The organism is Marinobacter orientalis, from assembly GCF_004792665.1.
Lineage (GTDB): Bacteria > Pseudomonadota > Gammaproteobacteria > Pseudomonadales > Oleiphilaceae > Marinobacter > Marinobacter orientalis.
Genome location: NZ_SRZX01000006.1, coordinates 143016 through 155487 on the forward strand (window position 1 = coordinate 143016; position 12472 = coordinate 155487).

The 12472-nt window shown below is 58.7% G+C and carries 13 protein-coding genes; 8 read left to right on the top strand and 5 right to left on the bottom strand.

Features of this window, described 5'->3' with window-relative positions; translation table 11 throughout:
- Positions 1-16 precede the first annotated feature (16 nt).
- Positions 17-499, top strand: a complete 483-nt coding sequence (gene rraA, locus DIT72_RS15440) for a ribonuclease E activity regulator RraA (RefSeq protein WP_135956143.1) — start codon at positions 17-19, stop codon at positions 497-499.
- A 34-nt stretch (positions 500-533) separates the two neighbouring features.
- Here the strand turns inward: rraA and DIT72_RS15445 are convergent, their stop codons facing one another.
- Positions 534-1205, bottom strand: a complete 672-nt coding sequence (locus DIT72_RS15445) for a TIGR04211 family SH3 domain-containing protein (RefSeq protein ID WP_135956144.1) — start codon at positions 1203-1205, stop codon at positions 534-536.
- Between the two features lie 118 nt (positions 1206-1323).
- Positions 1324-1623 carry a YciI family protein gene (locus tag DIT72_RS15450; protein WP_135956145.1) on the bottom strand — a complete coding sequence of 100 codons (300 nt, stop codon included), beginning with the start codon at positions 1621-1623 and terminating at the stop codon, positions 1324-1326.
- An 85-nt stretch (positions 1624-1708) separates the two neighbouring features.
- On the opposite strand from DIT72_RS15450, the gene DIT72_RS15455 reads away from it, so the two are divergent.
- Entirely contained in the window at positions 1709-2587 is an 879-nt protein-coding gene (locus DIT72_RS15455; RefSeq protein WP_135956146.1) for a PHP domain-containing protein, read from the top strand.
- Here DIT72_RS15455 and DIT72_RS15460 read toward each other — a convergent pair.
- Both DIT72_RS15460 and rne read right to left on the bottom strand, forming a co-directional pair.
- Positions 2584-3123, bottom strand: coding sequence for a YecA/YgfB family protein (locus DIT72_RS15460; protein ID WP_135956147.1), 540 nt, complete (start codon positions 3121-3123; stop codon positions 2584-2586). The two genes, DIT72_RS15455 and DIT72_RS15460, sit on opposite strands and share 4 nt — an antisense overlap.
- A 3-nt stretch (positions 3124-3126) precedes the next feature.
- Positions 3127-6387, bottom strand: a complete 3261-nt coding sequence (gene rne / locus DIT72_RS15465) for a ribonuclease E (RefSeq protein WP_135956148.1) — start codon at positions 6385-6387, stop codon at positions 3127-3129.
- A 596-nt stretch (positions 6388-6983) separates the two neighbouring features.
- Between rne and rluC the strand changes: the two genes are divergently transcribed.
- The 3 genes from rluC to DIT72_RS15480 are packed head-to-tail and all read left to right on the top strand — an operon-like array spanning position 6984 to position 9821.
- Positions 6984-8033, top strand: coding sequence for a 23S rRNA pseudouridine(955/2504/2580) synthase RluC (gene rluC / locus DIT72_RS15470; RefSeq protein ID WP_135956149.1), 1050 nt, complete (start codon positions 6984-6986; stop codon positions 8031-8033).
- A gap of 50 nt (positions 8034-8083) precedes the next feature.
- Positions 8084-8731: an HAD family hydrolase gene (locus DIT72_RS15475; RefSeq protein ID WP_135956150.1), complete on the top strand. Its 648-nt coding sequence runs from the start codon at positions 8084-8086 to the stop codon at positions 8729-8731.
- Positions 8732-8756: 25 nt separating this feature from the next.
- On the top strand, positions 8757-9821 hold the full coding sequence (locus tag DIT72_RS15480) for a S49 family peptidase (RefSeq protein ID WP_135956151.1): 1065 nt from the start codon (positions 8757-8759) through the stop codon (positions 9819-9821).
- Here the strand turns inward: DIT72_RS15480 and DIT72_RS15485 are convergent.
- Positions 9793-10425 carry a Maf family protein gene (locus DIT72_RS15485; protein ID WP_135956152.1) on the bottom strand — a complete coding sequence of 211 codons (633 nt, stop codon included), beginning with the start codon at positions 10423-10425 and terminating at the stop codon, positions 9793-9795. The genes DIT72_RS15480 and DIT72_RS15485 overlap by 29 nt on opposite strands.
- Before the next feature lie 152 nt (positions 10426-10577).
- Between DIT72_RS15485 and DIT72_RS15490 the strand changes: the two genes are divergently transcribed.
- From DIT72_RS15490 to plsX, 3 genes are all read left to right on the top strand, one after another.
- The gene (locus tag DIT72_RS15490; RefSeq protein WP_135956153.1) at positions 10578-11132 is read left to right on the top strand and encodes a YceD family protein; all 555 of its coding nucleotides are present in this window, start codon (positions 10578-10580) and stop codon (positions 11130-11132) included.
- A gap of 72 nt (positions 11133-11204) precedes the next feature.
- Positions 11205-11384 (top strand): 50S ribosomal protein L32, encoded by a 180-nt coding sequence (gene rpmF, locus DIT72_RS15495; protein WP_041333767.1) that lies wholly within the window; start codon positions 11205-11207, stop codon positions 11382-11384.
- A 42-nt stretch (positions 11385-11426) separates the two neighbouring features.
- Positions 11427-12428, top strand: coding sequence for a phosphate acyltransferase PlsX (gene plsX, locus DIT72_RS15500; RefSeq protein ID WP_265937506.1), 1002 nt, complete (start codon positions 11427-11429; stop codon positions 12426-12428).
- The last annotated feature ends 44 nt before the right edge of the window (positions 12429-12472 follow it).

The window sequence follows — 12472 nt, forward strand, 5'->3', positions numbered from 1 at the left end:
AAAGGAGAGCGCAAGCGTGCCTATCGTAACCCCTGATCTATGTGATGATTATCCGGAAGTGCTCGTGGTTGAGCCGGGATTCAGCAATTTCGGCGCCATGGATGCCTTCGGCGGTGAAATTGTCACGGTCAAGTGTTTTGAGGATAACTCCGTCGTCAAAGAGCAGGTTGCTCTGCCCGGAAATGGGCGTGTGATGGTCGTTGATGGAGGCGGCTCCAAAAGAGCCGCACTGCTTGGTGACATGCTTGCCGAAAAAGCGGCTGACAATGGATGGGCCGGGCTTATTATCTATGGCTGCATCCGGGATGTGGATGTGATCGGTAAGACACCGCTGGGGGTGCAGGCCCTGGGCACACACCCCCGTAAAACCGAAAAGCGTGGTGTGGGTGACCTGAACGTGCCTGTGACCTTTGGTGGCGTGACCTTCCACCCTGGCCACTATGTCTACGCTGACAACAACGGTATTGTTGTATCCGAGAAGCCGCTCAGGACCGACTGACAGGGTCCTCGCGGCAGAGATCCGGCACCAAAGACTACGCCCAGTTATCGTTTTTCCGGTTCGGTTTCAGGAGCGGAATCACCAGAGCGAGAATCACGCCAAGCAGCACCAGGGCAGCGCCCAGCAGCATGAAGTCGGATTCTTTCTTGGCTTCCAGGCGTTCCTTTTCGGCCGTAAGCACTTCCAGTTCATTGCGAAGTTTCTGATTCTCTTCAAGAAGCTCACTGTTTCGACGATCAAGGTTGATTGCATCTGAAGCCACTTCCTTGATATTGCTGAGCTCTTCACTGAGCCGTCCGGCCCGGGATTGCAGCCCTTCTTCGGACTCCCGGAGCTCGTTCCGCTCACTGGTGACTTCTTCGAGCCGGGTCTTGAGTTCGCCCAGTTCGTTGCGGGCCTGCTCAAGCTGCCGGTTGACCTGTTCAAGGCGTTGTCTGGCAATCGGAGTCTCGGTGATGTAGCGGGTGACTATCCAGCCTTCTATACCATCAGGCGTGCGTACCCGGCTGTAGCCGGATTCCGAAGTTTCCAGAAGCTCCAGAGGGGTGCCGCTGCGCACTCCGGAATGAAGAATGCGGTACTGCGTTCCTTCGCCGCTGCGGATGGGGGCGAAAAGCGTGTCGTCAACGTAGACGGTTTTGGCGTGGGCCGAAGCGGCCGCAACCATCAGTACGATAAAGCAGATAAACAGGCGTAATGGCGTCACTGGTTTTGTTCCCTGAAACAGCGGTTTGAGGCGCAATTTTGTCACAGATGCCGGGGCATACAAGACGACGTTCATTACAAAAAACTCATGCAGAGCAAGAACAGCGAAAGAGTATGGATCATGGCAGCACGGCTTTGAAAGGTTTGACAGTCACCTGCTGGTAGACACCCGCCTCCACATAGGGATCGGCATCGGCCCAGGCCCTGGCTGATTCCAGGGAGTCAAACTCGGCAATGACCAGGCTGCCGGTGAATCCGGCATCACCGGGTTCCGGGGTATCGAGAGCGGGATGGGGACCGGCAACCATTAGCCGGCCTTCGTCTTTCAAGGCGTTGAGCCTTGCTATGTGTGCAGGCCGTGCAGAAGCTCGCAATGACAGGCTGTTTTCAACGTCCTCACTGATAATGGCGTAATACATGGCATTCTCCGGAGATTTGCTGACACGGGGCAGTGCCTGGCTGATACACTGACCTTACTGTAAAAACTCTGAAATCGGAAACGATGTGACTATAACGCAAGAATCCGGGTTCTGCATTGATCTGCACTGCCACAGCACCGCCTCGGACGGCGCACTACCGCCGCAGGACCTGGTTCGCAGGGCGAGGGATAAGGGTGTGACCCACCTCGCACTGACCGATCACGACACCATCGCAGGTCTGGACGATGCCAGAACAGCGGCGCAGGCTGTTGGCATGTCCCTGATCGCAGGCACCGAACTCTCATGTCTCTGGAAAAGCCACACCATCCATATCGTCGGGCTGGATTTTGATAGCTCTGACCACAACCTCAAGGCGGTCTTGGCGCGCCAGAATGATAACCGCTGGCGTCGCGCCCATACAATTGCCGATAAACTGGCCAAACTGAAAATTGTCGACATGGTGGAAAAGGCCACATTCAGGGCCGGCGGCGATGTGCCCGGCCGCCCGCATTTTGCCCGGGTGCTGGTGGATGAGGGCGCGGTCAAGGACTCGGCGCAGGCTTTCAAGCGATACCTGGGCACAGGCAAGGCAGGGGATGTAAAAGGCTTCTGGCCCACTCTGGAAGAAGTGGTGCAGTGGATCACCAGTGCGGGCGGGATCGCAGTGCTCGCACACCCGAGAAAATACAAACTGACCGCCACTAAGTTGCGCGCTTTAACCGGCGATTTCCGTCAGGCCGGCGGTCGCGCTATCGAGGTGTCTACATCAGGCCAGTCCAGTGGCGATCTCGGCTTCCTCGCGGAGCTATGCCGCCGCGAAAACCTGTTGGCTTCCCAGGGTAGTGATTTTCATTTTCCCGGCGCGCCCTGGTGCGAGCTGGGATCCATCATGAAAATGCCAGACGGGCTTGAGCCGGTCTGGCATCATTTCAGACAACCGGTGGGTGTTCCCGCCGCGGTCTAATCCGGAGCGTGGAACAACAGGTACAGATCCGTCAGCGAGTCCGGAATGGCATCCGCCATATCCCGTGACAGCTTTGGGCTGTTGCGGACATTCTGGAAGTCTTCATCCTCGAACAGGCCTGACAGTGTCAGCATTGGCACCAGAAGCTCTGCGGTTTCTTCCTCGCCCGCTTCCAGCCAGGCATCCTCGTTTTCAAGAAAGGTATCCACGAAGCCCGCACACCAGTTTTCCAGTGCGTTCATCGGATCGCCATCTTCGGGCTCCGGCAATTCCAGGGGCTGGCCCATATCCAGAGAGTGGGCCATATCCCTGCCAAGTTGCTCAACTGCGTTCCGGAATGTGTCCGGAACCTGGCCGCCAGGCGCCTGATCAGCCCCCGTGGCCAGCCTGAAGATATCTTCAGTGCTCAGTGATGCCGGGCCTACCACGCTGGCACAGACAACCCCGTGCAAACCGAAGAAATCCAGGGCCTCGTCGCCCCATGGTTCCGCGAACAGGATGTCTTCCAGCGCTTCGATGTCCGAATCTGATAGCATTCGTCAGTTACTCCCGGCCTTTTTGGCCTCTTCGGCTGCCCGCTGACGTTTACGGACTTCCCTCGGATCATTGTAGGCTCGGCCCGGCGTTACCGGTACCTCAGCCTGCTCGGTTGGCTTCTCTGGCTCGGGCGTTGGCTCTCCGGCCTTTTCAGCGGGCTTGTCATCCGCTTTGACCTGTTCGGCTTCCGGCTCTTCAGAAGGCTGCCCGGTAGTCTTTTGCCTGTCTTCCGCTTTGCTGGTCTCATCTGTTGCCGCAGGCTCGGATGCAGGAGGCTGGGCTGCAGGCTCGGGCGCAGGAGGTTTGGCCGCAGGCTGCTCGGTCTTTTCCGGTACGGCAGCTGTCTCTGCGATCTCTGAGGGCTCTTCTGGCCTGGCTTCGGCCTGCTGCTCGGGTTTGGCCGTAACTCCAGTTTCCGGCGTCCCTGTGGCTGCTGCCGGCTCCTCTGCGGTTGTCTGCTCCGCTGACGGCTTGTCGGCGGTCTCAGAGCCTGCGTCAGTAGCGGTTTCTGCCTTCTTCGCCGCCGGCTTTCTTCCGGAAGACCTGCGCGGACGGGAAGGACGTTTCGGCTTTTCTTCGCCACCGGCGCCTTCGGTCTCAGTGCCCTTCGTGTCCGCCGCAGTGGCCTGTGGGGTTTCGGCCGCAGTATCTGCCGCCTTGTCTTCACTGGCCGGCTGTCCGGTCACCGGCTGTTCGGCAGGTGCTTCCATCTGATCCGCTTCCGGGGCCTGTAATGACTCAGCCGCAGCCTGCTTCGGCGCTGTCTCTGAGGTTCTATCAGTTTCAGCCACTTTGTCACTCTGGCTGTCTGCAGGTTTTTCAGAAGACTTCTCGGCCGGCTTGTTCTCTGCCGTGTTGGCAGCCGCTACGTCCGGTTTGCCGGCAGGTTGTGTTGCCGGCTGTTTATCCCGCTGGTCTTCCGGCTGGGTATCTTTCTGGTGTTTTTCGCTACGGGCAGTCTTGCGGTCCGCCGGTGTGGAGGCTGGCGTTTCCGCTGGCGAGCCGTCGCGATTACGGTTGCGACGTGGCTTGCGACGCTTCTCGTCAGAGCCGGCCTTGTCAGCGGCAGGCGCCTTCGGGGCGGGGCTTTCCTGTGGCTCCTGTTTTTCCGCCTGCTTTTCGGGCTGTGCCCGGGTATCCTTCTGTTCCCGAGTATCCTTCTGGTCGCGGCCCTGGGGCTTATTGCGTCCCTGGCCCCGGCTCTGGGGCTGGCCTTCTTTGCGGCTGCCTTCCTTGCGGCCGTCAACCGTCTTTTCGGCGCCGCCCTGCTGGGCCTGGCTGCCTCGAGCCTGGTCTTCTCCACGAGTGCGGTTTGCGCCACGGTTGCGGCTACGGTTGTCCTCAGTGCGGCCGCTGTCACTGCGATTGGCATTTGGCTGGCGACGTTCGGTGCCGCTGCGGTTGCCTGGGCGGTTTTCGTCCCTGGCTACCCTGGACTTGCGACGGTCCTGACGGTCCTGGGTGCGGCGCTCGTCAAGGCCGGGGCGGCCGGATTCTTCGCGCTTCACCGGAAGCTCGCCAATGACTTCCTCGCCACTGAAGAAGTCGGCAATCTTGCGGCCGAGCTTGCGGAACAGCCCTTCGCTCTGTTCGGCCGGTGTTGCTTCTTCCGGTTTTTCCGAAGCCGGAGCCGGCGCCGGCGCCGGAGCTGGTGCAACCGGGCGTATGGCTTTGACGGCAGCCTGCTCGCGAACCGGCGGCTGGGCAGCGGGAGCCTCGAATATCTCTTCCTCTCTCTCGCTGTACTCCTGCGCCACCTGGTAGCTCGATACCTGCTCCGCCCCGGCTTCGTCATCCCGCATGCGCAGGATTTCAAAGTGCGGTGTTTCCATGTGCGGTGCCGGTACCACGACAACTTCCACTTCCTGGCGGGCTTCGATATCGGCCAGTTGCTTACGCTTTTCGTTAAGCAGGAAGGTGGCGACAGCAACGGGCACAACGGCGCGAACCTGGCCGGTTTTCTCCTTGGAAGACTCCTCGAAGATCAGGCGCATGATGCTCAGGGCAAGGGACTCGATGCCGCGGATGGTGCCCTGGCCTTCACAGCGCGGGCAGACTTCACTGCGGGTCTCACCCAGTGACGGGCGCAGACGCTGCCTCGACATTTCCAGCAGGCCAAAGCGGGAAATCTTGCCCACCTGAACCCGGGCGCGGTCGATTTCCAGCGCTTCCCGCATCTTCTGCTCGACTTCCCGCTGGTGCTTGGCCGGGGTCATGTCGATAAAGTCTATGACGATCAGGCCGCCCATATCACGCAGGCGCAGCTGACGGGCAATCTCTTCCGCCGCTTCCAGGTTGGTCTGGAACGCGGTTTCCTCGATGTCATGGCCCTTGGTGGCGCGGGAGGAGTTGATATCAATGGAGACCAGTGCTTCGGTGGGATCGATAACGATGGAACCACCGGAGGGCAGCTTCACTTCCCGCTGGAAGGCGGTCTCGATCTGGCCTTCAATCTGGTAACGGCTGAACAGGGGGATTTCGTCCTTGTACAGCTTGATCTTGTTCTCGAACGAGGGCATCACGGCACGAACAAAGTTCAGTACGTCCTCGTAGACCGTGCTGGCGTCAATCAATACCTCGCCGATGTCCTGGCGGAGGTAGTCACGCACGGCGCGGATGATAACGTTGCTTTCCTGATGGATCAGGAACGGTGCCTTGCGCTCGCCGGCGGCCTGGGTAATGGCCTCCCAGAACTGGACCAGATAGTCGAGATCCCACTGAAGCTCTTCGGTGGTGCGGCCGATGCCGGCGGTGCGTACGATGATGCCCATGGACTTGGGAACCTGGACATCGCTCATGGCATCTTTCAGTTGTGCCCGCTCGTCACCTTCAATGCGGCGGGAAATGCCACCGGCACGGGGGTTGTTGGGCATCAGCACGAGGTAGCGGCCGGCGAGGGAGACAAAGGTAGTCAGGGCTGCGCCCTTGTTGCCGCGCTCTTCCTTGTCGACCTGAATGATCACTTCCTGGCCTTCGGCAACAACATCCTTGATGTTGACCTTACCTTCAATCTGGCCGGGAGATTTCTTGAAATACTCCTTGGAGATTTCCTTTAAAGGGAGGAATCCGTGGCGGTCAGCACCGAAGTCCACGAAGGCGGCTTCCAGGCTGGGCTCTACCCGGGTAATGCGACCCTTGTAGATGTTGGCTTTCTTCTGCTCACGGGAGCTGGATTCAATGTCCAGGTCGAACAGTCTCTGGCCGTCAACCAGGGCTACGCGCAACTCTTCAGGATGAGTTGCATTGATTAGCATTCTTTTCATGGAAAGAAGTGGTTCCTGTCGTTTGGTTTGGACAGAAAACCAGGGGGGATGGCATCAGCGAAGCAGAACTTGCGTGCCGCGGGCCCCGTCTATCAGGAGCAAGCCGGCGGCCAGACGAATCAGATCCCTGCGGGAAGTCTTCCCGGGATTCCGAGGCCACCGCCGACAGATCGACTGCCCGAGGGCAGGGAGGTGTCGTGTAGGGTTAATGTCTGTTGACGCATGTTATCCGTTTTCAGGTTCACGCGGGTGCCTGGGTCTCACGTCGTATTCGTATCCTGGACGGCCCGGCCCTGCATGCTGGTAAAGATTCTTCGCGATGTCGCCCGACGGTTTTCCGTACGGTTTCTTGTTCTCCCGGAGTCCGGCCAGTTGCCGTTCTCGGCGTCTTCCGTTCCAGCCCGGGAGGATTCGGTCGCCGTTCCCGGTAATGATTGGGCTTTCGGCGTTCAAACTCTCAAATAGTGTCGGTATACTTCTGCCGCTCCGGCTTCTGACATACTGGTCAGGCCGTAGACAAACGGTAGAGCACGCCGGAATATAACAGTATTCGCCCGACCCTTCAATCCCGCAGGCTTCTTGGCGGTAAGGTAACCATGTCCAGATCTTCCAGACAGAAACGTACTCCTTCTTCTCTACGGCCGGCCAGTGGGACAAAGAACGCTCAGGTGACCGGCTCCCGCGATGCAGAGGTGAGACAGGGTGTGCGAAAGGTGGTGGTTGATGAGGACAATGCCGGGCAGCGGGTAGACAACTACCTGATGGCGCAAATCCGGGATGTGCCGCGCAGCATCATCTATCGCATTATCCGCAAGGGCGAAGTGCGGGTAAACAGGGGGCGGGTCAACCCTGATACCCGCCTTAATACCGGTGACGAAGTGCGTATTCCGCCAGTAACCCGCAAAGAAAAACCGGAACAGGTTGTGCCCGGCTCACGTGTACAGGGGGTGATGCAGGAGGCGGTCATTTTCGAGAGCGACGAGATGCTGGTGGTGAACAAGCCATCCGGCATTGCGGTTCATGGTGGCAGTGGTCTGGACTTCGGCCTGATTGAGGTGCTGAGGGCGGCAAGGCCGGGGTCGAAGTTCCTGGAGCTGGTGCATCGCCTGGATCGGGACACCTCGGGCCTGGTGATGGTGGCGAAGAAACGCTCGGCGCTGCGATACCTTCAGGATGAACTTCGCCACAAACGCATTCGTAAGCGGTATCATGCGCTGGTAGCCGGAGATTGGCCGCGCTCACTCAAACGGGTCAATGAGCCGCTATTGCGGTTTGAGCTGGTCTCCGGGGAGCGGAGGGTGCGGGTAGATGCTGCCGGGAAAGAGTCTCTCACGCTGTTCCGGTGCCTGGAATCCTACAGCGGCTACAGTCTGGTAGAAGCCTCTCCGGTAACGGGGCGGACGCATCAGATTCGTGTTCACAGCGCCTGGGCAGGTCATCCGATTGCCGGGGATGACAAGTATATGGATGATGTGAGTCTTCGGGCTTTCCGTTCTGCCGGTGGCCAGCGTTTGATGCTGCATGCCCGTGCGCTGGATTTTACATTGCCTGCCACCGGTGAGGCGGTTCATCTTGAGGCGCCTTACGACGAGGCGTTTGCAGGGACCATCGCCAGGTTGACAGCTCGCCGGAAGGCATCCGAATAACCGGTTTCGCTGCGGGATGAATGCAGCATGACCACAGCAGGGTAGTAAGAATGGACGTAAAGGTCGTAATTTTTGACTGGGACGGAACACTGGTGGATTCCGTTGACCACATTGCCGATAGCCTTCACCAGGCCGCCACCGAACTGGGTTACCCGGAACTGGAGCGTGAAGCTTATCGCGACATTATCGGTCTGGGTATGATCGAGGCACTGGAAAAGCTGTATCCGGGGATCAGCCGCGAGGAAATGAACACCATCCGGGAGGGGTACTCTCGTTATTTCTTTTCCAAGGTGACCACGCCGCAAAATGTCTTCGAGGGTATGGCGGATGTGCTGGCGGATCTCCGGGGTGGCGGGCGCAGCTGTTCGGTTGCCACCGGCAAGAGTCGTCGCGGCCTTGAGGGAGCGTTGGTGTCGAGTGGCCTGGGGTCGCATTTCGGCATCACCCGTTGCGCCGATGAAACCCGTTCCAAGCCCGACCCGGCCATGCTGGGCGAGATTATCCGGTTTTACGGCATTGAGCCGTCCCAGGCAGTCATGATTGGTGATACCCGGTACGACCTTGATATGGCGCAGCGTATCGGCATGCCCTCTATCGGTGTGGAATGGGGCGTCCACAAACGGGATGTGCTGGGACAATACTCCCCTCACGCGATCGTCGATTCGGTAAAGGATCTGCGGGACGTACTTGGTCTCTGAACGGTAACGGTAACAGGATGAATCAATGAGCGATTGGGAGTCAGACAAGAATCCGGGCTGGGGAAGTGAGCCGGAGAACGGGGCGAAAAGCGGGGCAGATAGTGAGGGGGGAAAGCCGTCTGGCAGTCGCAAAAAACCCGCAATACCTCCGGAATCAGCCCGCGACTGGAAGCTGATTGAAAAACTGGTGATGTCCCTTCAGTCGGAGCAGAGAAAGAGCCGGCGCTGGGGTATTTTCTTCAAGCTGCTCACATTCGGATATCTGTTTGCGCTGTTAATCATGTTTCAGTTCCCGTTCGGCGGAGCTCTGGAGTCTGCCACCAAGGGCAGGCATACGGCGCTCGTAGAAGTTGAGGGCACCATTGCTGCGGATGAGCTGGCCAGTGCGGACAATATTGCCGGTGCCCTGCGAACCGCATTCGACGCTGAAAATTCGGTAGCCGTTATCCTGCGGATCAACAGCCCCGGGGGAAGTCCGGTGCAGTCGGGATACATCTATGATGAAATCGTTCGTCTGCGGGACGAGTATCCCGATAAAAAACTGTACGCCGTTATTTCCGACATAGGTGCTTCCGGCGCCTATTACATCGCCGCAGCCGCGGATGAAATCTATGCAGACAAGGCCAGCCTGGTTGGCTCCATTGGCGTGGTTGCCGGTGGCTTCGGGTTTACCGGCATCATGGACAAGCTCGGGATTGACCGACGCCTTTACACCGCTGGCGAGAACAAGGCGTTTCTCGATCCGTTCTCGCCCGAGGAAAAAGAGGAGGTGCAGTTCTGGGAGGGGGTGCTCGAAACCACCCACAGCCAGTTCATAGAAAGCGTGCGTAAGGGACGTGGCGATCGCCTTGCCGACGATGAGCGCCTGTTCTCGGGGCTGATCTGGAGCGGTGAGCAGGCACTGGAGCTCGGGCTGATTGACGGCCTGGGCAGTTCGTCCCACGTGGCCAGGCAGGTAATTGGCCAGGAAGACATGGTGGATTACAGTCGTCGCAGATCGCCGTTGCAGGACATTGTGGATCAGTTCGGAGTGTCGGTGGGAAGCGGCATCGCCCGTTACATTACCGAATCACGGTTCGAGCTGCGCTGATCGGTCCCGGGGGCTGAAGCAGCGGATTCAGTCCCCAGTTACGAAGCATGTCGTTGAGTGCGATCAGTGGTAACCCCACCAGACTGTTGGGGTCTCTGCCCTCCAACTGACTGAACAGCGCGATACCCAGGCCTTCCACCCTGAAGCTGCCGGCGCAGTCATAGGGTTGCTCCGCTCGCAGATAATGCTCTATCTCATCCGGACTGAGTGACCGGAAGTGGGCATGAAAGTGCTCACAGTGGGTCTGTATTTTTCCTGAGCCGGCATCAAGCAGCGCCAGGCCGGTCATGAAGGAAACCCGCTGACCACTGCTTCGGTCAAGTTGTTCCACGGCGCGCTCATGATTTCCGGGTTTGTTCAGCAGCATGCCATCCTCCAGGCAGGCAACCTGGTCCGAGCCGATAATCCAGTGGTCGCGCCAGGCAGGGGCAAGGGCTTCGGCCTTGCCTTGAGCCAGCCGCGTAGCCAGCTGTTCCGCCGTTTCGTTGTCAGCGGGCGACTCATCGATCTCCGGTGACGCCACCTCGAACGGCAGGCCGAGCCTTTCCAGCAGATGTCGCCGGTAGGGCGATGAGGATGCGAGCAGCAGAGGGTGCGGGTTCATGGGCTTCCTTGAAGAACGGGTCTGATATGTGGCCGGGCTCGCCCGGTGACGATGGTATTATCGTAGAATACACCTATCCCCGGTGTAACCCCTGGTCAAATACGCATGAAGTCTTTGACAGCAGCGTGCCGGGCCCCTAAAATTGCGCGCCTATGTCAAAAGCCTCTAGCGCCGAGCTGCCCAAAACTGTCGATCCTTATCGTTTGGCAGAGCAAAACACTGTGTTGGAGGGAGAGATCCCTCTGCAGGCACTGTCTCGCTTTGTTGATTCCGTTTACGGAATTGAGGATGGCGCGGTGTGCCGGGTAAAGCTGTCATTTTCCATGGACAGCGAACGCCGGCGCATGGTGGCGGGCGAGCTGGAAGCGCCGGTACTGCTGGAGTGTCAGCGTTGCATGGGGCCCATGCCCAAAACGCTGGTATCCAGTTTTACGCTGGGACTGGTAACCAGCGATAAACAGGCGCAGCAGTTGCCCAGGGAACTTGAACCGTTTCTGACTGACGATTTCAGCGCGAATCTGTGGTCCATGACCGAAGACGAGCTGCTGCTGGTTCTGCCTCCGTTCCCGCTTCATGAGCGTGACGAGTGTCCCGCCAGGGAAGAACTGGAAGCCTTTGAGCCGGATCATTCCGATGACGAGCCGGTGAAAAAGCCTGAAGACAATCCGTTCAGTGTGCTGGCGGATCTCAAGACGAAGAAACATTAATCAGGCGTCGTTTTTCACGGAAAGCCGGCGCGAATTTCACGAACACACGTTTATCAGGTCAGGAGCATAATCATGGCTGTACAGAAAAACCGAAAGACCCGCTCAAAGCGCGGTATGCGCCGTTCACACGACGCCCTGAGCACTGCAGCTCTGTCCACTGACACCACCACCGGTGAAGTGCATCGCCGTCACCACGTGTCACCAGACGGGTTTTACCGTGGCAAGCAGGTAATTGAGGCTAGCGACGAGTAAATCGTCGCCAGTATCCATCCCCCAGTGCCAGATGGAGGAACGGTGAAGCCGGTCACCATCGCTATTGACGCCATGAGTGGTGATCGCGGAGCCGACGTGGTGGTGTCCGCGGCGCTGGATGCGGTAAAAGAAAACGAAGCCTTGAGTCTTGTTCTGGTGGGAATCCGGAGCGAGCTCGAGGCTTTGTTGCATGAGGGGCACCCACGAATTCGCATTGTCGAGGCGGCCGACGTTGTGCGCATGAATGAGCGGCCCTCCCATGCCCTTCGGCACAAACGCAACTCCTCCATGGCCGTCGCCCTTGGCCTGGTTCGCGATGGTGTTGCCCAGGGCTGTGTGAGTGCCGGTAATACCGGGGCCCTTATGGCATTTGGGCGATCTGTTATCCGTATGTATCCGGGTATTGAACGGCCGGCCATTGCCAAACTGATCCCCTCCCTCCGTGGCCGCTGCCATGTGCTTGATCTGGGTGCCAATGTGGATTCCACGGCGGAAAACCTCTACCAGTATGCGCTGATGGGGTCACTGATGGCGTCGGCCATCTGTAATCAGCCAGAGCCCCGAGTGGCACTTCTGAACGTGGGCGAGGAAGAGATCAAGGGTAATGAGCAGGTGCGGCTTGCCTCTCACATGCTGGCCCAGTGCGATACCATCAATTACATCGGATATATTGAAGGCAGCGACCTTTTCAGGGACGTGGCCGATGTGGTGGTCTGTGACGGCTTCGTTGGCAATATTGCCCTGAAAACCGGTGAGGGTGTTGCCGGGCTGCTTATTGATCTGCTGGAGCAGGCATTCACCAGGACCCTTTACGGGAAATTTGTTGGCCTGCTGGCGCGGCCCATGATCGGGCGCCTGCTCAGATTGATGGACCCTTCGCGCCATAACGGCGCCAGCCTTCTGGGGCTTCAGGGAGTGGTGATCAAAAGCCATGGCAATGCCAACGAGCGCGCGATGCTGGCCGCCATTCGCCAGGCAGTCCTGGAAGTTGAACTCGATGTTCCCAGCCGGATCAACGAGCGCCTCGACGACCTGATGATCTGACCGGGGCCAGATTTGCCCTGTTACTGAGACTGAAGTCTCTCCGC